This window comes from Streptomyces sp. HP-A2021, from assembly GCF_022807935.1.
GTDB lineage: Bacteria > Actinomycetota > Actinomycetes > Streptomycetales > Streptomycetaceae > Streptomyces > Streptomyces afghaniensis.
The window spans coordinates 1-24927 of the sequence record NZ_CP094344.1 but is presented as its reverse complement, the minus strand read 5'-3'; the positions used below and the strand labels follow the sequence as shown (position 1 = coordinate 24927).

The window sequence follows — 24927 nt, the reverse complement described above, 5'->3', positions numbered from 1 at the left end:
ACGATCGGCTACGGTGATGCCACCTCGACCGGGTTAACGGGACCGATCACGCGAGAGGAAAAGTGATCCCCAAATCTCACAGCCCCTCAGGGGCGCCTCTGTCTGACTCCAGAGTCTATCTCACGCTTCAAAATGAAGCAGTAGCAGCCGAGTAAATCCCCCGAACGTGGCGCGATCCTCTTAGTCTGCCCGTATCGACACCAGAAAGCAGTCTGATGGGAGGTCACTCGATCGCGATTCCAACCCTCGCCCCAGCCCAGCACTTCCACGCCTGAATGACTCCCCGTCACCTCCTTCCTTCTCCCTCGATTCGGTCCGCACCCGGCCTCCCCACCGCCTGCTGCTGCCGCTTTTCCGCGCGGAGCGCGGGGGTTCGGGGCTGGAGCGCAGCGGAAGCCCTGCGCCGGGCGTGAGCCCGGCCGGCCGCAACGCGGCCAAGGCCTGCGAAGCGCAGCGAAGCAGGCCCAACTAGCGGGCGCAGCCCGCGAGTTGATGCCGAGTCACGCAGTGACTCGGCATGCGCTCCCGCGGGCGGAGCGCAACCACCGCGCGGAGCGCGGTGGTTCGCTTGCTTCGGGGCGCAGCCCCGAGGTTACTCCGCGGGCTGGTTGTTGTTGCGGCGCTGGCGCTACTCGTCTGCCGCGATCGTAAAAGCATTCGCGGATTCGTTTTATTATTCAGCTACTCGTCATCGAAATTCTGCTCGCTTACTTCTTCCTGTACTCGGACATTGGGTTAGGTGTCGTCAAATGGTTCGCAGCGGTATTCGGCAAATTACTCGGATTTGCAGGTCAAGGGACGGACTTCGTGTTCGGTGGCATGGTTAACGGTGAGAAGAACCTGATTTCGGCCTTCTTCTTTAAAGTTACTCTGCCCTATCGTCTTCATTCCAGCGCTGATCGGTATCCTGCAACACGATGAGAGTGCTGCCCATCATCATCCGCGCGATTGGTACGGTCGTGTCCAAAGTGAACGGCATGGGTAAACTGCGGAATCTTTTAACGCCAGTCAGTTCGCGTGATTCTCAGCCGAGTCCGAAAACTTCATTGCCTACAAAGACATTCTGGGCAAGATGTCTGGAAAACGCATGTACACCATGTCCGCGACCGCCATGTCGACTGTTTCGATGTCTATCGTCGGCGCGTACACTGTCCATGCTGGATGCCAAATTCGTGGTTGCTGCGTTGATTCTGAACATGTTCAGTGCCTTCATCGTGCTGCATACGCTGATTAACCCCTACAAAGTCGGTGAAGAGCCGGAGATTGCAGTTTGGGTACTCTGCATGAAAATCAGAGCTTCTTTGAAATGCTGGGCGAATACATTCTGGCAGGCTTCAAAGTGGCCGTTATCGTTGCCCGCGATGCTGATCGGCTTCGATTGCACTGATTGCCGCGGTGCAACGCAGTTTTTCAGCACGCCATTTTTGGCATCAGCTTGAGGAGAGTCCTCGGCTACGCGTTCTATCCGTTCGCATGGATCATGGGTATTCCGTCTCACGAAGCCCTTCAGGTTGGTAGCATCATGGCAACCAAACTGGTTTCTAACGAATTTGTGGCGATCCCGGAACTGCAAAAAGTGGCATGGCGAACTGTCTCCACGCAGCGTGGGTATCACCGACCGTGTTCACTGGTTGGTCCTTCGCCAACTTCTCGTCCATCGGTATTATTGCCGACGCGTTAAAAGGCCCTGAACGAACAACAGGGCAGCGCGGGCACCACGTATTCCGGCCTGAAGAAAGCTGGTACCGCCTGGTTCTACCGCTGGCGAGCATCACGCCGCCGCTATCGCCGGGTGCGGACGCCGCAATCACTTCATCACGTTACTGACGCTTTCATCTCTCTATCCACGGCGGCACCAGCGCGCGCGGGTTCTTACCTGCAAACCCTGACCTCATGTCCACCGATTCCTGTCATTTTGTCCGGCATCCCTTGTTCAAACTGGTAAAATACGGCATTGGTCTACCAACGGTGCTGGTGTAAGGCAGCCAAACGCACATGCTGCCTGAAGTATGCGGCTACGCCGTGGCTTCCCGCGCAAGCACTGGAGGAGAGTAATCCATCACTATGGATGCCAAACGTATCCGAGGCCTGCTGTGGTACTTGCCGCCGTTGTCGCTATTGCCGTACTGATCTGGCGCCATTTTGCCCAGACGCCACCTGCCACCTCCGGTGCGGGTGAGCAGCACGCCGCCCGTACGTCACATTCCGAGAAGCAACAGCGGTGGCGGTGGACGCCGTGCTGCCATGCGCACGCTGGCTTTGTGCAGGCTGCGCTGACGCAATCCGCTTCCGTGCCCCTGATATCTGTCCGGTTTAGGCACCGTGACGGCGGCCAATACCGTGACGGCACCGCGCCGGCGGGTGAACGGTCGGGTGATGGCGTTGCATTTTCGGGAAGGGCAACAGGTTAAGGCTGGCGACTTATTGGCGAAATCGGCCTCGTCTATTTTCAGGTTGAGCTGACGCAGAGCACTGGGGACAGTTGGCAAAAGATCAGGCCGCACTGGCTAACGCCCGACAGGATTTAGCGCGCTATCAGCAGTTGGTGAAAACCAACCTGATCTCCCGTCAGGAGCTGGATGCGCAGACCGCCGCCGTTCGTCGGGCGGAAGGGACCGCTAAAAGCCGATGAAGGTGCCGTAGCCGGCGCACAGCTTCAGTTGGATTACGGCAAAATCACCGCCCCGATTGGTGGTCGAATCGGGTTAAAGCGGCAGGTCGATGTGGGGAATTACATCACCGGCAGCGACACCAACGGCATTGTCGTGATTACGCAAACGTACCCTATCGATGTCGTCTTTACCGTGCCGGAAGCGGGAAATCGCCACAATCCTGAGCGCGCAGAAATCCGGGTCAGCCGCCCGTGGTAGAGCGGCATGGGATCGCGCCAATCAGAAGATACTTTCGCAGGGCATCCTGCTGAGCATGGATAACCAGATCGGCTTCTACCACGAGCACGATCAAGCTCAAGGCGCGTTTTGACAATCTGGATGATGCCCTGTTCCCGAACCAGTTCGTGAATATCCGTATGAAGGTCGACACGCTGAAAAACGCCGTCGTTGCGCCGTCTGCCACGCCGTACAGATGGGCAATGAAGGCCGCTTCGTCTGGATTCTGAATGATAAAAATGAAGTGAGTAAGCGTCAGGTGACCACCAGTATTCAGTACGGCCAGTTGGTTGTAGTGACTGCCGGGCTGGACGCTCAATGTTCAGGTCGTGACTGACGGCCTCCGTAGCCGCCTGACCGAAAGGGGCGAAAGTGGAAGTCGATGCCCTCCAGCGCTGACGGAGAAAACGCCTGCCATCACTGGGAGAGAAATCACAGATGCGGGATACCGTTCCGGCCAGCGGCGGTGGTGAAATCACGCCCTGTTTATTCTGCGATCCGGTCGCCACGACGCTGCTGATGATCGCTACTTTGCTGGCCGGTATTATCGGCTATCAGGGCGCTGCCAGTTTCCGCCCTGCCCGAAGTCGATTACCCGACGATTCAGGTTATTACCCTGTATCCCGGTGCCAGCCCCGACGTGGTAACGTCGGCGATTACCGCGCCGCTGGAGCGGCAGTTCGGCCAGATGTCCGGGCTGGAAACAGGTGTCGACGCAGAGCGCGGGCGGCGCATCCGTTATCACGCTTCAATTCCAGCTAGAGCTGTCGCTGGACGTCGCCGAACAGGATGTGCAGGCCGCCATCAATGCGGACCAGCTGGCCTGCTGCCTAACGATCTGCCCTACCCACCAACCTACAGCAAAGTGAATCCGGCAGATCCGCCGATTATGACGCTGGCCGTCACACCTCCAGCGCCATGTCGGTAGCCACAAGTTCAGGACATGGTAGACAACCGCATCGCACCAGAAAATTTCGCAGGTAGCGGGCGTCGGACTGGTGTCGTTAGCCGGTGGGCAGCGTCCTGCCGTGCGGGTAAGGCTGAACGCGCCAGCACTGGCGGCGTACGGCTTGACCAGCGAAACGATCCGCACCGCGATTACTGCCGCCAACGTGAATTCCGCCAAGGGGAGTCTGGACGGTTGAAACGCGCTCGGTCACGCTCTCCGCCAGCTTGATCAGATGAAGTCCGTTGATGATTACCGCAAGCTGATTGTCGCGTGGAAGAATGGCGCACCAGTGCGGCTTCAGGATGTCGCGACGATTGAGCAGGCTGCCGATGAATATTCATCGGTCGCGCTTGGGCGAATCGGCAGCAGGCGATCATTATCAACGTTCGAAAGCGCGCGGCCGGGTGCCAACGTCATCACAACGACAGACATGACATTATTAAGATGCTGCCCGCGTTGAAAGCCAGCCTGCCGAATTCCGTCGAAGGTCACCACGCTGACTGACCGTACCACCAGCATTCGCGCCTCGGTGAAGAGACGTCCAGTTCGAGCTGCTGTTAGCTATCGCGCTGGTCGTGATGGTTATTTACCTGTTCTTGCGTAACGCCGTCGCCACGCTGATCCCCAGTATCGCCGTGCCGCTGTCGCTGATTGGCACCTTTGCCGCGATGTATTTCCCCTCCCGGTTTCTCCATCAACAACCTGACGCTCCTTGGCGCTGACCATCGCCACCGGTTTTGTGGTGGATGATGCCATCGTGGTGATTGAGCACATCGCCCGCTATATCGAAAAAAGGGGAAAAGCCGCTTAACGCGGCGCTGAAAGTGAAACGCGGGTGAAATCGGCTTCACCATTATCTCTCTGACCTTCTCGCTCATCGCCGTGCTGATCCCGCTGCTGTTTATGGGCGATATCGTTGCAGGACGCCTCTTCCGCGAATTTGCCGTCACGCTGGCGGTGTCTATCCTGATTTCCGCCCGATCGTGTCGCTCACGCTAACGCCCATGATGTGCGCGCGAATGCTGAGCCATCAGTCGCTGCGTAAACAGAATCGTTTTACCCGCGCCAGCGAAGCGTTTCTTCACTCGCCTGATTGATGCCTACGGCGTCTGGCTGCGCAAAGTGCTGAACCGTCCCGTGGCTGACGCTCGGCGTCGCGCTCGGTACGCTGCTGCTAACGGTTCTGCTCTATATCTGGATCCCGAAAGGCTTCTTCCCGATACAGGATAACGGCATCATTCAGGGCACAGTACGGGCACCTGCCGCAGACGGTCTCGTTCAGTAATATGGCCGACCGTTTTCCAGCAGCGCGTCGCCTCCATCATCATGAAAGATCCGGCGGTGGAGAGCGTGTCACTCGATTATCGGCGTTGACGGCACGAATGCCGCGCTAAACAGCGGTCGACTGCAAATCAACCTGAAACCACTTGGTGAACGCAGCAGGAACGTATTCCAGAGATCATCAGTCGTTTCGCAACGGCGAAGCGGCGCAGGTCCCGGCATCCAGCTGTATCTGCAACCGGTGCAGGATCTCACCATCGACACCCAAATCAGCCGCACGCGAGTACCCGGTTTACGTTGCGGGGCGATGTCGCTGGACGAGCTGAGCCAGTGGGTGCCCGAGCTGATGACCGAGCTGCAAAAGCTGCCGCAGTTAGAGGATGTCAGCAGCGATTGGCAAAGACGGCGCGGCGGTTAAACGCTTATGTCAACGTGAACCGCGACAGCGCCAATAGCCGTCTGGGCATCACGATGTCACGGGTCGACAGCGCGCTGTACAACGCCTTTGGTCAGCGTCTGGTTTCCACCATCTATACGCAGGCCAGCCAGTATCGCGTGGTGCTGGAGCACGATACGACGAACAACACCGGTCTGGACGCGCTGAACGACGTGCGCACCTCATCCACAGCAGCGACGGCGGAATGGCAGTTCCGCTCAGCCCGGCATTGCCACCGTTGAAGAGCGTCAGGAAGTGCTGGCGATCAACCATATCGACCAGTTCCCATCGACGACGATCTCCTTCAACGTCGCGAAAGGCTATGCGCTAGGCGAAGCGGTTGATGCCATCCGCACTGCAAGCCGAGCAACCGATGCTGAATCTGCCGGCGGATATCACCACCCGCTTTCAGGGCAGTACGCTGGCGTTCCAGTCGGCGCTGAGCAGCACCGTCTGGTTGATCGTGGCGGCAGTTGTCGCGATGTACATTGTGCTCGGCGTGCTGTACGAAAGCTTTATTCATCCGATCACCATCTTGTCTACGCTGCCCACGGCGAGGTCGGCGCGCTGCTGGCGCGCTAATGATGGCGGGGAATGAGCTGGATGTGATCGCCATTATTGGGATCATATTGCTCATCGGGATCGTGAAGAAAAACGCCATCATGATGATCGACTTCGCTTGCTGGCGGCGGGCAGGAGCAGGGCATGAAACCGTGTGACGCGATTTATCAGGCCTGTCTGCTGCGTTTCCGGCCGATTCTGATGACCGCGATGGCGGCGCTGCTGAGTGCGCTGCCGCTGATGCTGAGCACCGGCGTCGGCGCGGAGCTGCGCCAGCCGCTGGGGGTCTGTATGGTCGGCGGCCTGATCATGAGCCAAATCCTGACGCTGTTTACGACACCGGTGATCTACCTGCTGTTTGACCGTCTGGCGACGCGTTTCCGCCGTGCGCCGCCGTCAGGAGGAAGAAACCGAGTGAAGTTCTTCGCCCTGTTCATCCACCGCCCCGTCGCCACCCTGCTGCTGACGCTGGCCATCGCGCTCTGTGGCAGTGCTGGGTTTCCGCCTGTTGCCAGTGTCACCGCTGCCGCAGGTGGATTTCCAGTGATCTCGGTCAGCGCCTCGCTGCCCGGTGCCTCGCCGAAACGATGGCTTCTGCCGTCGCCACGCCGCTGGAACGCGCACTCCGGCAGGATCGCAGGCGTTGGCGAAATGACCCCTCCACCAGCTCGCTCGGCAGCACGCGCGTCGGTCTGGTGTTTAACCTCGATCGCGATATCAACGGTGCCGCGCGTGATGTGCAGGCGGCCACTAACGCGGCACGAAACCTGTTACCGTCCGGTATGTCGGCGCGCCCGACCTACCGCAAAGTCAATCCGTCCGACGCCCCCGTCATGATTCTGACGCTGACCTCGGATACCTACAGTCAGGGGCAGCTATACGACTTGCCTCGACCCAGCTGTCACAGAAAATCTCTCAAATGGAAGGCGTCGGCGATGTCATCCATCGGCGGGAGTTCGCTCCCTGCCGTACGCGCGTCGCGCTGAATCCGGTGGCGCTGTTTAATCAGGGGGCATTTCTCTTGATGAGGTACGGCAGGCTATTGCGCGAGGCAAACGTGCGTCCAGCCGCTGGGGAATGTGGAAAACAGCCAGAAAAGCTGGCAGATACAAACCAACGATGAGCTCAAAACCGCCGATGCCTACGCGCCGCTGATTATCCGCTGCAACAACGGCGCTGCCGTCCGCCTGAGCGGCGTCGCCACCGTGGAAGATTCGGTGCAGAATTCCCGTAACGCGGGGATGGCGAACTCGAAGCCTGCGATTCTGGTGATGATTCGCCGCGCGCCGGATGCCAACATTATTACCACGGTAGACAATATCCGCGCCGCGATGCCGGAACTGCGTGCCAGCCTGCCTGCTGAAATACAGCTGGATGTCGCGCAGGATCGTTCGCCCACCATTCGCGCCTCGGTGCAGCGGAAGTCGAGCAGTCGCTGATTATCGCCGTCGCGCTGGTTATTCTGGTCGTCTTCCTGTTCCTGCGTTCCGGCCGAGCCACCGCTATTCCGGCACTGGCCGTACCGGTATCGCTGATCGGCACCTTTGCAGCGATGTACCTGCGCGGCTGTAGCCTGAATAACCTGTCGTTGATGGCGCTTGCCATTGCCACTGGCTTCGTGGTGGATGACGCCATCGACGGTGCTGGAGAGATATTTCCCGCCACATCGAAGCGGGCGTGAAGCCGCTACGGGCGTCGCTTCAGGGCGTGCGCGAAGTGGGTTTCACCGTCTTATCCATGAGCCTGTCGCTGGTTGCGGTGTTCATCCCGCTGCTACTGATGGACGGCTTGCCGGGGCGGCTGTTCCAGTGAATTCGCCGTCACGCTGCCAGCAAGCGATCGCCAGATTTCACCTACTGATCTCGCTCACTGCTCACGCCGATGCTGTGCGCACGACTGCTGCGTGCCGTGCCCAAACGCAGCCAGCCGCGCACCGCGTGGTTTTAATCGTGTATTGCCTGGCGGTGCAACAAGGCTATGGACGCTCGCTGAAGTGGGTGCTCAACCATGCACACGCTGGGTGTTGCTGCTCACTGCTGGGCACCATCGCGCTCAACGTCTGGCTGTATATCAGCATTCCGAAGACCTTCTTCCCGGAACAGGATGCAGGTGGCTGATGGGCTTCATTCAGGCTACGACCAGAGCATTTCTTTTCAGGCAATGACGGTCAAGCTCCAGAACTTCGCGACCGTTGTCAGCGGCGGCCCGGCGGTGGATAGCGTGAACCAGGGGTTTTACCGGCGGATCGCGTACCAACCAGCGGGTCGATGTTTATCTCGCTGAAGAAAACCCGTTGTCCGAGCGCGAGTGTGTCGGCGCAGCAGGTGATCAGCCGCCTGCGCGTCAAGCTGGCAAAAGAACCCGGTGACCAACCTGTTTTTAATGCCGGTGCAGGATATCCGTATCGGCGGGCAGGGAAGCGAGCGCCGGATGCCGGTACACGCTGCTGTCTGACGATCTGAGCGAGCTGCGTCTGCTGGGAACCCAAGATTCGTGCTGCTTTCCAGCAAACTGCCCGAAGCTAGCCGACGTGAACTCCGATCAGCGGAGGATAAAGGCGCGGAAATGGCGCTCACCTACGATCGCGATGCGATGGCGCAGCTCGGCATCAGCGTCACTCTGCCGCCAACGCGCTGCTCAGCAGCGCCTTCGGACAGCGTCAGATTTCGACCATTTGCCAGCCGCTAAACCAATATGGAGGTCAGGTGATGGAAGTGGACGACGCCTACACGCAGGACGTCAGTTCACTGGACAAGATGTTCGTGATCAATAACGAAGGTAAGCCCATTCCGCTCTCTTACTTCGCCAGTTGGAAGCCGATCGACGCCCCGCTGTTCGGTGAATCATCAGGGGCTGTCGGCCGCCTCGACGATCTCTTTTAACCTGCGCAGAGGGCACCGATCTTTCCAGCGCGACGGCAGCGACAGAAAGAGCCATGCGTCGCTCGGGCGTGCGCCGTCAGCGGTACGCGGTCAGTTCGCCGGTACGGCACGGGCGTTCCGGCAGTCGCAGTCTTCCCAACTGTTACTGATTCCTGGCAGCGATTATCACCGCGTATATCGTGCTGGGCGTGCTGTATGCGAGCTATGTGCACCCGCTGACGATTCTGTCTACCCTGCCCTCGGCGGGCGTTGGGCGCGCTGCTGGCACTGGAGTGGTTCGGCGCACCGTTTGGTCTGGTCGCGCTGATTGGCATCATGCTGCTGATTGGGATCGTGAAGAAGAACGCGATCATGATGAAGTGGATTTCGCGCTGGTAGCACGGCGCAGCGGCGGGTTGAGTGCGCAGGACGCGATTTACAGGCCTGCCTGCTGCGTTTCCGCCCGATTATGATGACCACGCTGGCTGCGCTGTTTTGGCGCGCTGCCGCTGGTGCTGACCAGCGGCGACGGTGCGGGAGTTGAGACAGCCGCTCGGCATCACACACGATTCTCCGGCGGGCTGGTGATGGGCCAAATCCTCACGCTGTATACCACCCCGGTGGTGTATCTGTTTTTCGACAAGCTGAGGAATATTCGGCGCAAAGCCCCGGAGAAAGGATTTGTCACTGTCGGCGACTGAACATGAGTAACGGTAAAGATCTAATAACATGCTATTTCTAGGGGAGGTTTCGTTCGCCCAACGTTCGCTGTGTTTTCTAGTAGGCGCCCCGAACGCGCCCGACCAAGGAGCAGCTCAGATTCCCGTCGCCCTTGGAACTATGGCTTACAGTGGCGCTAAATTGTACCGCTACGCGGTGCCTTCACCAGCTGCGTCTCTTTACGAGCACGCCAGTGACGCGCTCTCGGCGCGGCACTTGTCTTTCGTGGCGATCCATGCCACTCACCCGTGAGCCAGCTTCCGTCTCAGTACAATTTTTTGCAGCCGGGAAAAATGTTAAGCACACGAAGTGACAGAAAAGGAATATATAGCTCACGCAGCGTTACTCCCCACCTTGGCGTAAATGATGCTGAGGAGAAGATGATCTCTCGGATGAGCGGCGGGACGCCGCGAAAGCCGCCGCCGCGTCGGGAACGCGTCAGCGGCAGTCCGCAGACAAGAGAACATTGACGACGAAGGAATCGCGAAGCGGCATCATTTCACGCCAAACAGGCAACAGGTTCACAGGGCGGCGGCGGCTGAGCGCCCCTGTGTCGTGCGCATGCAAGAAAGCATGCAGAGAAAAACAAATGTTAAGCTGCCGCGAAACCCTCTCCCGAGATAATAATCAGTCCTGATGGCACACGAGACACCATGCGAAATATTGAGGACACCACCGACTATGCCCAAAAATGTATTCAACAGTTCAGAGAGGGTCAAGGAATATGACGCCAACCGGCTTCCGCATCCGCTGGCAGCTCTGGATTGACGCCTTTGGCTATCTACTATGCAGACGCTGGATCACCACCATCGTGGGAATACCGCGCTTTGCCTTCAATGGCCGCGAGTCTGAATGAAAGCCCGCTGCATATGCATTCGGTGATTGTTTCCGCATGTAGCCACGACCGTTGCGGTGATGCTGCCTGCCAGCGGGTGGCTGGCGGATCGTATCGGCGTGAAGAACATCTTTTTCACTGCGATTCTGCTGTTTACGCTCGGGTCGCTGCTGTGCGCCCGTTCAGAAACGCTGAATGAACTACTGATTTCACGCGTCATTCAGGGTATTGGCGGCGCGATGATGAATGCCGGTTGGCAGGCTAACGGTGATGAAAATCGTCCCGCGCGATCAGTATATGGCGGCGATGACATTCGTGACGTTGCCCGGCCAGGATTGGCCTGGTACACGGGGCACAGCCCTCGGCGGCTTTCTCTGGTGGAACACGCCAGCTGGCACTGGACCTTCCTCATCAACCTGCCCGCTGGCCCATATCGGCGCGCTGGCCGCTCATGGTTCCTGATGCCCAATTACACCATGCGAACGCAGCGCTTTGACATCGTAGCGGCTTCCTCTGGCTTGCCGTCGGTATGGCTGCGCCGACATTGGCGCTGGACGGTAACCGCGGCCTGGGCATTCCGCCGATTGCCATTTTTTGGCGTTAACAGCTGTCGGGCTGATCGCGCTATTAAGCTATTGTGCTGCACGCTCGTCACAACAAACGGGCGCTGTTCGATCTCGCATCTCATTCGATACCGCCGACCTTCTCCATCGGCCTGAGCGGTGCTGGCTGTGGCGCGTATCGGCAGCGGTATGTTTACCGTTTATGACGCCACTGTTTTTACAGTTGGGAATGGGATTCTCTCCGTCCCACGCCGGGCTGATGATGGTGCCAACGGAAGCTAGGCAGCATGGGAATGAAGCGAGATCGTGGTGCAGGTCGTTAGCCGACCCTGGCTACCGCCGCGTTGCAGATTGTCTCCACGCTGCTGCTGGCGCTGGTCACGGCGCTATGTTGCTCTGGTCGCGCTGATGAAATGGATCTGGATGATCCCGAGTTGTGCTGCATTCTTCCTCGGTACGGGTAAACGCCGTTCGCTTCTCCACCGTGAACACGCGGACACCGAAGGATCTGCCGGATACGCTCGCCAGCGGCGGCAATAGCCTGCTGTCGATGACGATGCAGCTGTCCACCAGCCTCGGCGTCATCGCAGGCATTCTACTGAGCATGTTTTCCCAGCCGCACATAGCAGCGAGCAACGGAGAAACTCACATGGTGTTTATTTACACCTATCTCAGCATGATCGTCATCATCGCCCTGCCCGTGTTGATTTTTAACCGCGTCCCGACGGACGGCGTCAAGCAAATCCACGCTGCCGCGCAGCGTCGTGAAGGTTGTCATGAAATTTGGAATCACCGCCAAGCTGTTCTCGCGATCTTCGCCACCTGTATGCTGAGTGCTGATTACTATGCACTGGGGCGTGCGCGCCAGCTTCGAGCGCGGCTTTATCGACCCCATTAAGCGCGGCAACCGAACAGCGGGTCGCAGCTGCGCGATGCGCTGGCGAACAATATCAGCTGCGGCGTGAGCTGGTCATTCCTGCGCAACAATGAGCGCTGGTGTTCAGATGCTGCGCACTCGCTGAATACAAGAACAACGACACGACAACAGCATGCAGGGGCTGCGGGTGCGCCTCTGGGTGCTGGATACTGCAATCAACGCAAACATTGGGTTCTCCGGCACCGATCCAGTGAAGACCGCACCAACAGCCGATTCAATTGCACAAAACCGGTTGGTCGGCTGGTTGTGCTCGCCTGTTGAACGCCTGACCCGCAACGCCGGCATCAGTTCAAATCAGCAGCAGCAGCACGCAAGTTGGCTGATTGTCGCACTCTCGACGCTGCTCGCGATCATCGCCCTTACTGGCTGACCGCGCGCGGCCTGCTCGCCCTGTCAAGCGGCTGGTCAGCGGCATGCCTGGTTGGCCTCAGGCGTTCAGTACGCGGTGACGGCAAGTTCGCACGATGAACTGGGCAGGCTGGCGCAGGATTTTAATCAGCTCGCCATCACGCTGGAAAAAAACAGGCAGTCTCGCCGCGCGTTTGGCTGACGTCTCTCATGAACTGCACGCCGCTGGCGGTGCTGCGCGGCGAGCTGGAAGCCTTGCGGGACGGCGTGCGAAGCCCGACTCGCATTCTCTGCATTCGCTCCAGTCTGAGGTCAGCGCTCACCAAACTGGTGGACGACCTGCATCAACTAACCCTGTCCGATCGACAGGGCGCACATTTCCACCGCAAGGCGTCTGTGAACGTGGTGCAATTCTGCATATTACTATCGCCGCTACCATGAACGTTTCCAGAAAAGCAGATTACGCTCACCACCGATTTACCCGCGCAGGCGGGCGTGCTGGCGATCCCGACCGGCTAAGCCAGCTGTTTAACAATTTGCTGGAAAACAGCCTGCGCTACACTGATGAGCAGTTCAGTTGTGCATTACGGTTGTATTAACAACGCGCAGAAGCAGCTGGGCGATTATCTGGCAGGACAGCGCCCCCGGCGGCCGACAAGCAGCTCACGCTGATTTTCGAGCGTTTTACCGTGCGAAGGTTCGCGCAACCGCGCCATGGCGCGGCGCTGGGCTGGGGTTGGCTATCTGCAATAATATCGTTGAGGCACATGGCGGACGGCTGCATGCTGAACATTCGCCATTAGGGGGAGTGATTACTATTGAGCTTCCCTTGCGCCTGATTAAGATCGACTCGCTTACCGAAAATAAGCCAGAGCTATGACAACTGCGTTTCGCTATGGCATCACCGATTCTGATCATTCGAAGATGAGCCCAAATTGGGACAACTGCTGGTGGATTACCTTCAGGCAGCGGACTATGCCACGCACTGGCTGCCCAACGGCAATGAGGTCGTCAGTGGGTGCGGCGGCATTCCCCTTCCCTCATTTTACTAGATTTAATGCTGCCGGGCTGCGATGGCCTGACATCTGCACCATCCGCCAGTTTCCAACGTGCCCGATTATTATGGTCACCGCCCGCAGCGAGATCGATCGCCTGCTGGGGCTGGAAATTGAGTGCCGATGACTATATTTGTAAGCCCTTCAGCCCGCGCGAAGTGGTCGTGCGTGTCAGAACGCTGCTGCGCCGCTGCGTGGCGAATGACGAGCGAAGCCGTCGAGAAAACCGAAACGGCGCGCCATTGATTTGATAAAAGCGGCTTTCAGGCCAGCTATCTGGGGCAAATCTCGATCTCACGCCAGCTGAATTTCGCCTGCTCAAGACGCTTTCCACCGAGCCGGGCAAGGTATTTTCCCGCGAAGCGCTGCTGGATAAGCTCTACGACGATTACACCGCGTCGTGACCGACCGCACCATCGATAGCCACATCAAGGAAAATCTGCACGTCGCAAGCTGGAACAGCTGGACGAAGAGACTCATTTATCCGCACGGTATGCAACCGGCTATCGCTGAAGCGCGCCTGTAATGGTGTAACACCCGTTATGACGTTATGGAGACCATGTTGAACAGATAAGACCCTGATAACCGCTACCCCATGGCCGGTTTCCCCAAAGTGTGTTTCTCCAGAACATTTATTGCAACCGGTCTTGATGGCGACCACCTATTATGACGATCCCGATGGCGCGGAAAATTTCGAGCAAAAAATGTGCTCTACCACTATCCGTTTCTCGGCGATAAATTAATCATCGGTAAGTTTTGCGCCATCGCGCGTGGCGCAAAATTTATCATGAACAGGGAAGTAATCATCGGCTTTCCGGCCTGTCGGCACGCGTTTCAGATTTTTGGCAACGGCTGGGAAAAAGTGACACCCCAAGCCCGGCGATCTGCCTTACAAAGGCGACACGCTCATCGGCAATGATGTCTGGTTATTATGACGCGCTGATCATGCCCGGCATCCGCATTGGAAATGGCGCCATCGGTGCTTCACGCGCCGTGGTCACCGCCGATGTGCCCGCTTATACGGTCGTTGGCGGCAATCCGGCAAAATCCTGAAGCCACGTTTTGCGCCGGACGTCATCGAGACACTGGAAACGCTGTGTTGGTGGGACTGGCCGATAGAAAAAATCACGCGTCATCTGGACATCATCGCAGCTGGCGATATTGCCGCACTGCAAGCGAGCCGCTTCGTCCGGAATAACCGTCTTCCATTCCCGCACCCATTCATTACACACAAAGAAAAGAGGCTTTCCACGATAATGACTGCGCTATTTTCCGAAACCACCAAAATCGAAACTCCTCGCCTGCTGCTGCGCCTTGCTCTATCGTGATGATGCACCAGCGCTGTTCGTCTTTATGTCCGACCCGGTTGTGATGCGTTTCTGGAACCACCCGCGCAACAACGCCACATCGAGGCACCCGCGCCGATTGACGATGCTGGGCAGCGCATGTGCAGCAACACACTGGAAACTGGGTCTGGAAGTCAAAGAGAGCGGCGAGCTGATCGGCTGTGCTCGTGCGCGTTGAGATTGAGTCTAAACGCGCCGAAATCGGCTACTGTCTGGCGGCGAGTGCGCAAGGCAAAGGCTATATGGCGGAGGCGCTCTCTGCGCTGGGATTTACTTTGAAACGGCAGGTCTAAGCCGACTGGAAGCCGAAGTCGATCCCGGTAACGTAGCTCGGTAACCCACTCCGCTGGAACGACTGGTTACGCAGGAAGGGCTGTTAAAGCAGCGGTGGATTGTGACAACGAAGGTGTCGACTCTGCACGCTATGGCTGCTGGCGCTCAAACGATTAGCCAACGCTTTCCGGTCTGGTCAAAATAACAATGACAATGAAAGGGTTGCCGTCGTTTTCTGCTGCAAGGCTGTTACTCTTTTAAGCCTACAATAATAACGGGTATCACCCCGCACGACGTGCAGGACTTGGTCACCACCAACAGAACGGATAAGGGGAAAAACGATGTCAGGCTTAGTGAATGGCAAATGGGTTAACGGCGATGTCGCAGCGGAAGAGATCAAAAATGGGGCATTCCACCGCGAAGAAACTAATTTCGGCAAACCGACTGGTGCCAGAAGCCGGTCGTTACCAGCTTTTTGTCTCTATCTCTACCCGTGGGCATCGCGCACGCTGATTTTCCGCAAGCTGAAAGGGCTGGAGAACATTATTTCTCTCGTTGTAGCCAGCATCGCCGATGACGGCTGGGAATTTGCCACCCGCAGGATGCCCGGCGAGCATGTCGGTGAGATTCACTACCTGCCAGCTCTACACCGCCAGCGTGCCCGACTATACCGGAAAGGTATCGGTGCCTGTGCTGTGGGATCGGGTGGGGACGCATCGTGAATAACGAATCGGCGGACATTATCCGCATGCTGAACAGCAGATTTGCGATCCTGACCGGCAACCACCTCGATTTCTATCCATCGGAACTGCGCGGCGGATCGACCGTTGGAACGAAACCGTGTACCACAACGTCAACAACGGCGTGTATAAGACGGATTCGCCAAAACGCAGGAACATTACAACGACGCTGTCACCACGCTCTTCGCGCCGTTCTGGACGACTGGACGATCTGGGCGCAGCCATCGTTATATCATCGGCGACACGCTGACCGGGCCGACTGGCGTCTGTTTGTGACGCTGGTGCGTTTTGACGTGGCCTACACGACGCGCATTCAAATGTAATCTGAAACATTGCCGATTCACCGAACCTGTCGACTATAGCGTTTGTACCGGTGGCCGGGCGTCGCGAGCGGTCAATATCGACCATATCAATGAGGCTATTGGTGGTATGCCGCCGTGAACCCGACACAGATTATACCGGCTGGCCTGGTCGTTTATATCAATCACGACACTGAAACGTTCGGAAGATCCGTATCGCGACGCGTTAATCCCGCAGCATCGCTGCTCTGCCAATGGCAGGCCATTCTTTATTAGGTCAAAAAATTGATTTACATCAAACGATTGATTTATGTCAAACAAAGGCCCACGTTTCGTGTGTCGTCTACTACAATTTTCCCCTATTGGCGCTAAGTCCTCCGCTGCGCAAAGCTCCCGCCGTGGAGCAGCCGATATGATCAGATCGAGAGATACCATGTTTCCGGCAGACTGCTTTCTCCGGCCGGTACGCTGAAAAATATGCGCTACGCCTTTGCCTGGCGCGGACGCGATTTATGCCGGTCAACCTCGCCAAACCTGCGCGTGCGCAATAACAGGTGTATCCAGACAGACGCTGGCGCAAGCCATTGGCAAGCGCATGAGCTGGGCGAAATTCTACGTCGTCGTTAACATCGCGCCGCACAATGCCAAACTGAAAACCTTCCTGCGTGACCTGCAACCCGTGATCGAAATGGGGTACGGATGCGTTGATCATGTCCGATCCAGGCGCCAGTTATGCTGGTGCGCGAAAACTTCCCACAGATAGATATTCACCTTTCCGTTCAGGCCAACGCGGTCAACTGGGCGACGGTGAGATTCTGGCAGCAAATGGGGCTGACGCGTGTCATTCTGTCCCGCGAACTGTCGCCCTGGCAAAGAAATCCGCCAGAACGTCCCAGATCCGGACAGATCTTCGTTCACGGCGCTGTGCATAGCGTATTCCGGTCGCTGCCTGCTGTCCGGCTACATCAACAAGTGATCCGATCCATTTTACGCAGTACCATGTAGAGATAAAGTTCAGGAAGGTAAAGGGGACGAAGAGGTCAGGTATCGTTCATCAGCACGAACTATCGCGGTGAAAAACGTTGAGCCTGCGCTGGGCATCGGCGAACCGACCGACAAAGTCCTTATGCTGGAAAGAAAATCTGCGCCGGCAGTGTGACCGCATTTGAAGACGAGCACGGCACTTACATCATGAACTCCCGCGATCTGCGTGCCATTCAGCACGTTGAACGCCTGACGCAAATCTCTGGGTTCATTCGCTGAAGAAATCGAAGGCCGCACCAAGTCGTTCTATTATTGCGCCCGTACCGCACCTGGTTTATCGTCGCGCAAATGACGACGCTGTCGCAGGAAACCATTCGATTCAACGCTGCTAGAAACGCTGGAAGGTCTGGCACACCGTGGTTATACCGAGGGCTTCCTGCGTCGCCACGTGCATGAAGATTACCAGAACCACGACTACGGCTATTCCGTTTCCGATCGTCAGCGGGTTTGTCGGTGAATTCACCGGCGTGCACCGCGATGGGCTACAGCGGAAGTCAATGTGAAGAACAGAATTTTCCTGCGGCGACGGCGTGGAATGATGACGCCGACGGCAATATTCAATTCACCATCGACACCATGCGGAATACCGAGACGTGACCGATGTCGCTTTCCGGGTAACGGCCGCCATCGTCTATCTGCCTGTGCCGGACGATGTCTCGCTGGATTATGCTTCTTTCTGCTGCGCAATCTGCCGGGCACTACCACGCCAATCTAACATGCAGATATCATCCAGTAATATCGCCGGATGTCTCGTACATCCAGCTGCCCAGTAATCAGCCCTGCTCGCACGTTATGCACTATCACCGCACCTTCCCTGCGAACAGAAACGTAAACCAGCCAAAAGGTATCGTTATAACTCGGGTTTTTAACGAATATTAAAAATGAATCTGCAGCCAATTCGCTAGCCTTGTGGTTAATATTGCGTAACTGAAAACATAGAACGAAAAATAAGCGTAGTGATACTACTGGGAACCACCTCCTTAGCCAGCTCAATCTCCTTGAGCTGGCTTTTCTTCTCACGCCCCCCATTTCTACGCAAACATTCCCTGACTCTTCTGATTTCTACCTACCGATTTAGTGACTATTATTAATTCCCACTATCCTGCTTAGGAGAAATAGGCCATGGAAAAAAATCCAATCACACTGCTGATTTTGAATGGAAAAAGTGCGGGTAATGAAGAACTTCGCAGAAACCATTGAGCTGCTACGCAAAGGACAGCTCTTCGCGCTGTCCGCGTAGTATGGGAATACGTAGCGATGCTAAACGCTATGCGGAAGGGCAATTCAGCTCAACGCAGATAACATCGATCGCCGCCGGTGGCGACGGCACCGTCAATGAAGTCGCCGCCATAGCGGTGCAGCCGGAAACCCGGTGCGTCCGTGTCTGGGAATTGTACCGCTGGGCACCGCCAACGATTTTGCCACCAGCTGTCAGTTCAATGGAGATGCACAACGCGCTAACGCTGGCGATCAAGGCCGCGCCACCGCGATTGATATCGCCAAGGTGAACGACAACCATTACTTCATCAACTGGCGACGGGCGGATTTGCTACGCGCATCACCACCGAGACACCGGCCAAGATGAAGGCCGCGCTCGGAGCGCCTCGCACGTGCTGCACGCACTCTTTCGCATGGACATGCTGCAAGCCGAGCGCTGTGAGATTCGCGGGATGGATTTTCACTGGTCAGGGGATACGCTGGTTGTCGCGGTAGGAAATGGTCGTCAGGCAGGTGGTGGGCAGCAAAAGCTTTGCCCAGAGGCTGGTCAACGACGGGTTGCTGGAACTGAGCGTGCTGTCGGCAACCGAGCTGCTGCCGAATATGCGCGCAGAAGTGGTTCACTGGCAGCGAAAACCAGAACATGATTTCCGCTACCCTGCCGTGGCTGGAATCACCGCCCCAGACGATATGACGTTTAATCTGGACGGCGAGCCGCTCAGTGCCAAAACGCTTCCATATCAAAGAGGTGCTTCCCTGGCGATTCACTGTCGGCTGCCACCCCAGTGCTCGCTGCTGGAATAGCGGCGCGTTCAACTATTCCTGTTTCTACTACTCCCGTTTCAGGCGATTACTGTTTGCCAGATACAACGTAAACACCAGCAGCAGGATCGCCGCGGGCTACCTCAACGCTATCCGACGGGCTTTTGTGGTCGACAATCAGGCGAATGATGGCGTGATGCCGATATAGATAAAGTAACGCAGCGGGAAGTGATAGCCGGACTGGAAATACTTCACGATCAGCGCAATGAACTCAAAATACAGGAAATAGATCACAATGCCTTCTATCAGCTGATAGAATCTTTCTCGCTGGAGATCAGCAGCACTTTCGCCAGATGGAACGTTTCCTTGACTAAAAAAATCACCAGAATGATGCTGGCACCAGCAGGCCCGATGTGAGTATCGTCTGAAGCGCGCCAGCGGCCATCGCTTTTCTGAAACAGACCTGCCATATGTTATCCCCACACCCTATTTCACATTAACGCCAATAATTCACAGCAAAGTAACCGGACGACCCGCGTGCTGTCTATACCGAGCACGCTTAATTTAGTTTTGAAATTACTGACAAATACGCCACGCAAAGTACAAGTCAATTTGTATGGTGTTGACCCACCAGCGATGGAAGTGATGAACAGGGAGGTGATGCCGTGCCCGACTTCAAGCGTATCCGCCTGCTGTCCTGCTGTAAATAATCCTTCGCTTTGCGCCCGACCGTCTCGCCCCAGCTATCGTGACGTGGTCGCAGTGCCGCCAGCGCAGCAGACAGCGTGCAACCGGTGCCGTGCGTATGGCGCGTATTCACGCGTGGGAACTAAGACGCAGTGGCTCGGCCTGCCGGCTGAACAGCGATCTGGGCTTTCCAGCACTAAGATGGCCGCCTTTCATCAGCACCGCCTGACAGCCCATCGCCAGCGATTATTTCCCCCTGCTCACGCATTTCCCGCTCGTTGGCGGCAGGCGACGTATTCGCAACGGCGGCCTCCGGCAGATTGGGCATAATCAGGGACACCCGCGGCAGCGGCTCACGACGGATCAGTTCCACCGCCTCCGGCGCGGGCAATGAGATCACCGCTTTTTCGCCAGCATCACGGTGTCAGCAGCACCACGAAGGCACCGCGTAATGACGCAGGCGTTCGGCAACGGTTTCAACGATAACCAGTCCTGCCGCCAGCATCAATCTTAGCTGCTATCGATACGCACATCATCAACACAGATCCAGCGTACCGCGACAAAATCCAGTTCAATCCGGTAGATGGACTGCACGCCGCATGTGTTTTGCGCCACCAGCGCGGTAATGACGGTGCGTGGCCCCAGCGCGAAAGGCTTTTAAATCCGCCTGAATACCCGCACGCCGCTCGGATCGTTGCCCGCAATCGTCAACGCATTGATACGCTTCATGAGATCACTCAGGGTATAAAGTCTATCGAGGAAGTTGGGGTATCAAACTCCCCGTCCCCTGCGCCACCGAAGCCGCTGCTGCCTGCAACGCCGCTGACATAACGCTGCCGCTACATGCGATAACGATCCCCCTCCGAAACGAAACCCGCGACGACCGCCGACGGCGCAGCCCATCCCGACCACGCGCGTCATCATGCTATCGCCGCCTTTACCGCGATATCTCGCTCGCCGTCCGTGACATAATCCACCACGCCGGTCACCTGACCATGTCCCCACGCGCCAGTTCGCGCTCAGCAGAACGCCGCCAGCGAATCATCGGCGCTATCCACGCCACGCCCCTGTGCAGCAACCCCGCCAATGCGCGATTTCGGTGCATTGCCGCGAATCGCCGTCAGCCCGCCAGCATTCCCGGTAAATTCACTCCCGAAAGGTCGCCACCAACGCAGCCGGATCGAGCACCCACGGCGTACCGCCTGATGTGCGCTGTTTTTATACGCCGCATCGCCTCAGTTCGCGTGCGCTCCAGCGTCGACATTAATCAGCAGCGCATCGGCCACCGCGCTGAACTGCGCAGCTCTTCAGGGTCAGCCACCATTGCCGAGCGGCGCATTCGCGCCAGCCTTCTATTAGCAGTAAAGTTACCACATCATTGGTCGACGTTTTTCCAGCAGCAGAAACAGGAGCAAATTGAGTGGTGATGTTGCTGCAAGCGGCAGAAAAGTCGGCAGGTCGCGTGTTCATAAGTCTCCCAACGGCGCGTGGAAGAAGGCGGCAACCGGTGGGGCATACCGTGACTCCCTGCTGGCATTATCCAGATCGTTGATACGAATTATTTCTCAGCCTTCACAAAGAAAGGGCACCAGATCATTTCAAAATCAAATATTTGCGATGTGTTTCGTAATCTTCGATCAGGATAATGCCAGTGGGAGGTATTGCTAATGGACATCAATCACTTCGTGCAAAGTAATGATGACCCGCAGTCAGTGGGCTAAACGGTTCAGTTTTTCAAGCACCCCAAACCAGATATCACTACAGGACGCTCTAAATTAGGCGGTTATATTTTCCGCTGAAAATCATTCGATCAAATTTTCATTTTTTGCGCGTTATTGAGCATTTCTATATTCTCAGACAAGGTTAGCGTTTCTTAACCTGTGAAAATCTAATTCAACCTCAAAATCAAGCTTTGCACTCCGAGAATCTCAACTAAAGCCAGCGGTATTTTAATGAATTAATACACAGCAGATATCGCGTTAATGACAGGCATAAAAAACGGATTCATGATTATGAATCCGACTTGCAACTGTAATCCTACATGAGTTTGCAGACTAGCAACGTTTGTTAACCTCGCTTTCATTTCTACGGTTTTGATTGTACCGACTTGGATGGTCATGTAAATACCAATTAGTGCTCATAGAGCTGCGACAATCTGTAATACGATCTCATCCATTTTAATGCAGCTAATTCCCTTCACCAGATGACCAAGGTGGTGAGGGCGGCATAAATGTTGTGGCTGCCGCCTACGATCAAGGCTTATAATCAGGCTTATCTCGAACGGAACAAGTCTGAGTCGATTTGCATGTTTTACAAGTAACCAAGCGGGCACTGTACGCCATAAAAGCTAAAGCAGCATTGCTGAAGGCTATCGTGATGGTATGCGTGATTCCTACCACCACGCGGAGTTAATGTTGAATAGAGGGCTTCGTGCCTTCACTCTTTAAGGGATAGAAATGGATAAACAATTCTCAAGGTTTCGTAAGTTCAACGTTTACGGATTTGGAAGAGGAACGGAAACACGTTATACGAACGCTAATAGAAATGGATTACATCAGCAGGGGTGATTATTCCCAACAATCGATGAAGGTCAATGGAATTTAAAAAATGGTGACTGTGATTACTATCTGCACGTCTGACTGGTGGCCGTTATGGCTCTGTCGCAGAAGATGGTTTGGTTATATGAAGAATTTGATTATGCGGTCTCAAAAGTTTTACGATATTCATTGTTTTTGGTGCGCGAGAATCCGGAAAGTCTACTTAGCCCAAATCTGAAAAAGATTCTGAATCAGAGAAGGCTGCTGCATTCATCGAGAAGACATCAACCGTCGCCTCTGGGGAAAACATGGGCAACAGCTAAAGATTTATATGGATTGGTTGCGTTAACAAATAAACACGATAACATCAAGCAAATCGGATGGTGAGCTAATTGGCAATCTTCTGAAAATGATTTACGTGCAATAGTCGATTTGCAAAAGAAAACAGACGATTAAAGTGAACTAGTAATGTAAACATCTCTGTAACCAACTCTTGAGTTAAATCTAGCGGATTTCGATGATGTTTTCGATTTTGTTAGCAATCTACTTTCCCTGAAGTGTACACAACTGGCGGGATTAAAGTTTGGTCTGTGGACATGAAATGGAAGGACATATTTCATACAATATCGCCCTACCTATAGACATTATCCCGAATCAAATTAATCTCATCCACAATTGCGAAACGAAAAAATCGCAGACAAAGGAGTAATGCCAGTCAGTTAAGCAACTGACTGGCTGTTTTTCTTCGCTTTTCGATATTTATAAGGCCTTTCTTTCACCACTCTCGGGAAGGTTCTTTCTCTTCTTATCGGCAGCTTCACCATCTGTCCCATACTCTCCAGATCTCGCAGTAGTTCAGGGATACGACCCGGCGATGCACCCTGAAGCGTCATCAACATCCTCATGACCAGCCCGCAGGATTCTGAGAAGCTCAGCTGATTTGGCCAGTAACCTTTCAGTTGACTGGCCATTTTAATCATCTGATATCTCACGAGATTATACGCCAGCAGCACACCCCATAACTCCTGCTCCACAAGTTCCGGTTTTTGCTTCTCAGTGTCAGTCTGCTCAGTTGCATTGTCTGTTTGATTTCACGGTAACCCAACTCGATTTCCCAACGGTGACTGTAAAGCTCAACCATTTCACCTCCCGGATAACGCATGCCATCAGTCATCGAAGTCAGTAACTGATAGATTTTTCCTTTACGGCTATAGGTCAGTAATCGGGCTGTCACTTCTGTACTCAGTCCCGGCCATTTTTTGCGGGATTGTGGCGTAGTTTTCAACTGTACCAGATGATCGCCTTTTCCCAGTTTCCGGACCTCCTCGTAACGGGTACCTTTCTTAAGCGGTATCATCCAGTGTCGGTGTTCTCCCCGCACGCTTAGAGCATTCAGCAACCCTAATGAGTAATACCCTTTATCGAGCAGCGTCAGCGTATTATCTGCGGTCTGGTCTATCAGTTGCTCAAGTAAGAGTATATTCGCTGTCTTTCATCGTACCGAAGGCTGCTGCGGTTATCAGATGGCTGGTCAGCTCCATCTGACAGACCATTTTGACCTGCGGGTAGAGCTAAGGTTGGCCGCAGTAAGTCTGGCGCGGGAAGGCGGTATCATTTTCAGGTGTTTCCTGTGTGCGCCAGACGACGCCATCCATCGCCAGTAACGTCAATCCACACCAGTGGGGATGCGCCACAGCGTTGTGCCACAAGTGAGCGGTGTGCGTGAACACCCGTCGAACGGCGTCACTTCCGAGCCGCTGTCGGGCATGGATAACCGCGCTGGGAGCAACAAAGGGACGGTTACCGGGCAGCATAATATCCAGCCGATTGACAATCTGATGAAGCGGCTCCTTACGTTCAAGCGCCATGCCGACAACGCACCAGACCATCATTTCGAGAGGAAGACGGCGTTTACGCAGGGTGACCACGCCGGACTCAGCAAGGCAACGGGCAATAAGTTCTGGGTCAAGAAAGTCGCCAAGAGAAGTCAAAGGATTACGGGTCGAATCGTAACGTGAAACGAGGTCGATGGCCTGAGAGATACGCATAAAAAATCCGGAAATGAAGAACACTTCCCGGATTCTTACACCTTCGTGGATCATTCTGATCGTAACTGATCAGCCCAGACAAAGGCTCATCGCTAAGAAAGTTTCCTCTCAGGATCAAGACGATAGGCCTTCAATTGCGCGCATATGATTCATTAAAATTGAATATTTAAAAACGATTGATGGCAGCGCAGACTACACATTCTGGTCATTAACAGAATCAGGACAGAGTTGAGATGCTGAAAGCCAGAACGATCAAAGCAAAGTGAATTACAACGAATAAATTATCTCCATTTCGCCCCAAGATCTGGGGCGAACTTTGTACCTCAAATGGATACTGGCTATTTTTTTCCCTCCAGGTTCAAAGTAACCACAGCTCGCATCTCAACCACGACCATCATTACCATGGGTGGATAACGGGAACGTATGCAGCTAACGCCGAGCTATTCACGATCAGCAAAGCCAACCGTCAGGCTGCTTGAACGCCCCGACACAAAATGAAAAACCACAGGCACGTTGACTATGAGAAAAACGCCATAACC

The 24927-nt window shown here is 55.5% G+C and carries 25 protein-coding genes and 3 pseudogenes; 24 read left to right on the top strand and 4 right to left on the bottom strand.

Annotation, left to right across the window (positions count from 1 at the left end; translation table 11 throughout):
- Positions 1–1154: 1154 nt before the first annotated feature.
- Both MQE23_RS43420 and MQE23_RS43410 read left to right on the top strand, forming a co-directional pair.
- Positions 1155–1439 carry a hypothetical protein gene (locus MQE23_RS43420; RefSeq protein WP_279345104.1) on the top strand — a complete coding sequence of 95 codons (285 nt, stop codon included), beginning with the start codon at positions 1155–1157 and terminating at the stop codon, positions 1437–1439.
- A 1140-nt stretch (positions 1440–2579) separates the two neighbouring features.
- The gene (locus tag MQE23_RS43410; protein ID WP_279345102.1) at positions 2580–2870 is read left to right on the top strand and encodes a hypothetical protein; all 291 of its coding nucleotides are present in this window, start codon (positions 2580–2582) and stop codon (positions 2868–2870) included.
- On the opposite strand, the gene MQE23_RS43405 is transcribed toward MQE23_RS43410, so the two are convergent.
- Together MQE23_RS43405 and MQE23_RS43400 are read right to left on the bottom strand one after the other, a co-directional pair.
- Positions 2854–3207 carry a hypothetical protein gene (locus MQE23_RS43405; protein WP_279345101.1) on the bottom strand — a complete coding sequence of 118 codons (354 nt, stop codon included), beginning with the start codon at positions 3205–3207 and terminating at the stop codon, positions 2854–2856. The genes MQE23_RS43410 and MQE23_RS43405 overlap by 17 nt on opposite strands.
- A gap of 927 nt (positions 3208–4134) precedes the next feature.
- Complete coding sequence (locus tag MQE23_RS43400) at positions 4135–4332, bottom strand: hypothetical protein (RefSeq protein ID WP_279345100.1); 198 nt, start codon at positions 4330–4332, stop codon at positions 4135–4137.
- Between the two features lie 53 nt (positions 4333–4385).
- Here MQE23_RS43400 and MQE23_RS43395 point away from each other — a divergent pair.
- The 21 genes and pseudogenes from MQE23_RS43395 to MQE23_RS00025 form a co-directional block, all read left to right on the top strand.
- Positions 4386–4559, top strand: a pseudogene (locus MQE23_RS43395) (efflux RND transporter permease subunit); the annotation flags it as partial.
- Positions 4550–4648, top strand: coding sequence for an efflux RND transporter permease subunit (locus MQE23_RS43390; protein ID WP_279345099.1), 99 nt, complete (start codon positions 4550–4552; stop codon positions 4646–4648). The pseudogene MQE23_RS43395 and the gene MQE23_RS43390, both read left to right, overlap by 10 nt.
- 522 nt (positions 4649–5170) lie before the next feature.
- Entirely contained in the window at positions 5171–5536 is a 366-nt protein-coding gene (locus MQE23_RS00105; RefSeq protein ID WP_347710157.1) for an efflux RND transporter permease subunit, read from the top strand.
- 14 nt (positions 5537–5550) lie between these two features.
- A complete protein-coding gene (locus MQE23_RS00100) occupies positions 5551–5796 on the top strand; it encodes an efflux RND transporter permease subunit (protein WP_243377785.1) in 246 nt (81 codons plus the stop codon).
- Between the two features lie 101 nt (positions 5797–5897).
- Positions 5898–6152, top strand: coding sequence for an efflux RND transporter permease subunit (locus MQE23_RS43385; RefSeq protein WP_279345098.1), 255 nt, complete (start codon positions 5898–5900; stop codon positions 6150–6152).
- A 107-nt stretch (positions 6153–6259) separates the two neighbouring features.
- Positions 6260–6952, top strand: a complete 693-nt coding sequence (locus MQE23_RS00095; RefSeq protein WP_279345097.1) for an efflux RND transporter permease subunit — start codon at positions 6260–6262, stop codon at positions 6950–6952.
- 242 nt (positions 6953–7194) lie between these two features.
- The gene (locus tag MQE23_RS00090; protein ID WP_243377784.1) at positions 7195–7554 is read left to right on the top strand and encodes an efflux RND transporter permease subunit; all 360 of its coding nucleotides are present in this window, start codon (positions 7195–7197) and stop codon (positions 7552–7554) included.
- Positions 7551–7796 (top strand): efflux RND transporter permease subunit, encoded by a 246-nt coding sequence (locus MQE23_RS43380; protein WP_347710156.1) that lies wholly within the window; start codon positions 7551–7553, stop codon positions 7794–7796. The genes MQE23_RS00090 and MQE23_RS43380 overlap by 4 nt, the downstream gene beginning before the upstream one ends.
- Positions 7793–7927 (top strand): efflux RND transporter permease subunit, encoded by a 135-nt coding sequence (locus tag MQE23_RS43375; protein WP_279345096.1) that lies wholly within the window; start codon positions 7793–7795, stop codon positions 7925–7927. The genes MQE23_RS43380 and MQE23_RS43375 overlap by 4 nt, the downstream gene beginning before the upstream one ends.
- Before the next feature lie 74 nt (positions 7928–8001).
- Complete coding sequence (locus MQE23_RS00080; protein WP_243377783.1) at positions 8002–8232, top strand: efflux RND transporter permease subunit; 231 nt, start codon at positions 8002–8004, stop codon at positions 8230–8232.
- A gap of 513 nt (positions 8233–8745) precedes the next feature.
- Positions 8746–8997: pseudogene (locus MQE23_RS00075) on the top strand (efflux RND transporter permease subunit); the annotation flags it as partial.
- Positions 8998–9246: 249 nt separating this feature from the next.
- Positions 9247–9375: an efflux RND transporter permease subunit gene (locus MQE23_RS43370; RefSeq protein WP_279345095.1), complete on the top strand. Its 129-nt coding sequence runs from the start codon at positions 9247–9249 to the stop codon at positions 9373–9375.
- An 86-nt stretch (positions 9376–9461) separates the two neighbouring features.
- Entirely contained in the window at positions 9462–9677 is a 216-nt protein-coding gene (locus tag MQE23_RS43365) for an efflux RND transporter permease subunit (protein WP_347710155.1), read from the top strand.
- Between the two features lie 934 nt (positions 9678–10611).
- Positions 10612–11250 carry an MFS transporter gene (locus MQE23_RS00065; RefSeq protein WP_243377782.1) on the top strand — a complete coding sequence of 213 codons (639 nt, stop codon included), beginning with the start codon at positions 10612–10614 and terminating at the stop codon, positions 11248–11250.
- Positions 11251–11530: 280 nt separating this feature from the next.
- A complete protein-coding gene (locus tag MQE23_RS00060) occupies positions 11531–11992 on the top strand; it encodes a hypothetical protein (protein ID WP_243377781.1) in 462 nt (153 codons plus the stop codon).
- A gap of 151 nt (positions 11993–12143) precedes the next feature.
- Complete coding sequence (locus tag MQE23_RS00055) at positions 12144–12401, top strand: hypothetical protein (RefSeq protein ID WP_243377780.1); 258 nt, start codon at positions 12144–12146, stop codon at positions 12399–12401.
- Between the two features lie 555 nt (positions 12402–12956).
- Positions 12957–13259, top strand: coding sequence for an ATP-binding protein (locus MQE23_RS00050; RefSeq protein WP_243377779.1), 303 nt, complete (start codon positions 12957–12959; stop codon positions 13257–13259).
- A 931-nt stretch (positions 13260–14190) separates the two neighbouring features.
- On the top strand, positions 14191–14487 hold the full coding sequence (locus MQE23_RS43360; RefSeq protein WP_279345093.1) for a hypothetical protein: 297 nt from the start codon (positions 14191–14193) through the stop codon (positions 14485–14487).
- Between the two features lie 907 nt (positions 14488–15394).
- Positions 15395–15775: a hypothetical protein gene (locus tag MQE23_RS00040; protein ID WP_243377778.1), complete on the top strand. Its 381-nt coding sequence runs from the start codon at positions 15395–15397 to the stop codon at positions 15773–15775.
- Positions 15772–16116, top strand: coding sequence for a hypothetical protein (locus tag MQE23_RS00035; RefSeq protein WP_243377777.1), 345 nt, complete (start codon positions 15772–15774; stop codon positions 16114–16116). Before MQE23_RS00040 ends, MQE23_RS00035 begins: the two co-directional genes overlap by 4 nt.
- Positions 16117–18852: 2736 nt before the next feature.
- The gene (locus MQE23_RS00025; protein WP_243377776.1) at positions 18853–19158 is read left to right on the top strand and encodes a hypothetical protein; all 306 of its coding nucleotides are present in this window, start codon (positions 18853–18855) and stop codon (positions 19156–19158) included.
- Positions 19159–19421: 263 nt separating this feature from the next.
- On the opposite strand, the gene MQE23_RS00020 is transcribed toward MQE23_RS00025, so the two are convergent.
- Positions 19422–19586: a hypothetical protein gene (locus MQE23_RS00020; protein WP_243377775.1), complete on the bottom strand. Its 165-nt coding sequence runs from the start codon at positions 19584–19586 to the stop codon at positions 19422–19424.
- Between the two features lie 1461 nt (positions 19587–21047).
- On the opposite strand from MQE23_RS00020, the gene MQE23_RS00010 reads away from it, so the two are divergent.
- The gene (locus MQE23_RS00010; RefSeq protein WP_243377774.1) at positions 21048–21230 is read left to right on the top strand and encodes a hypothetical protein; all 183 of its coding nucleotides are present in this window, start codon (positions 21048–21050) and stop codon (positions 21228–21230) included.
- Positions 21231–23059: 1829 nt separating this feature from the next.
- Here the strand turns inward: MQE23_RS00010 and MQE23_RS00005 are convergent.
- A pseudogene (locus MQE23_RS00005) lies at positions 23060–24388 on the bottom strand (IS4 family transposase).
- Between the last annotated feature and the right edge of the window lie 539 nt (positions 24389–24927).

Excerpts from the sequence above, each read along its gene's own strand:
- MQE23_RS43420 (WP_279345104.1), top strand. The coding sequence starts at position 1,155 with ATGCTGGATGCCAAATTCGTGGTTGCTGCGTTGATTCTGAACATGTTC.
- MQE23_RS43410 (WP_279345102.1), top strand. The coding sequence starts at position 2,580 with ATGCGCAGACCGCCGCCGTTCGTCGGGCGGAAGGGACCGCTAAAAGCC.
- MQE23_RS43385 (WP_279345098.1), top strand. The coding sequence starts at position 5,898 with ATGCCATCCGCACTGCAAGCCGAGCAACCGATGCTGAATCTGCCGGCG.
- MQE23_RS00095 (WP_279345097.1), top strand. The coding sequence starts at position 6,260 with ATGAAACCGTGTGACGCGATTTATCAGGCCTGTCTGCTGCGTTTCCGG.
- MQE23_RS00065 (WP_243377782.1), top strand. The coding sequence starts at position 10,612 with ATGCTGCCTGCCAGCGGGTGGCTGGCGGATCGTATCGGCGTGAAGAAC.
- MQE23_RS00055 (WP_243377780.1), top strand. The coding sequence starts at position 12,144 with ATGCAGGGGCTGCGGGTGCGCCTCTGGGTGCTGGATACTGCAATCAAC.
- MQE23_RS00040 (WP_243377778.1), top strand. The coding sequence starts at position 15,395 with ATGTCAGGCTTAGTGAATGGCAAATGGGTTAACGGCGATGTCGCAGCG.
- MQE23_RS00025 (WP_243377776.1), top strand. The coding sequence starts at position 18,853 with ATGGTCGTCAGGCAGGTGGTGGGCAGCAAAAGCTTTGCCCAGAGGCTG.
- MQE23_RS00020 (WP_243377775.1), bottom strand. The coding sequence starts at position 19,586 with ATGGCAGGTCTGTTTCAGAAAAGCGATGGCCGCTGGCGCGCTTCAGAC.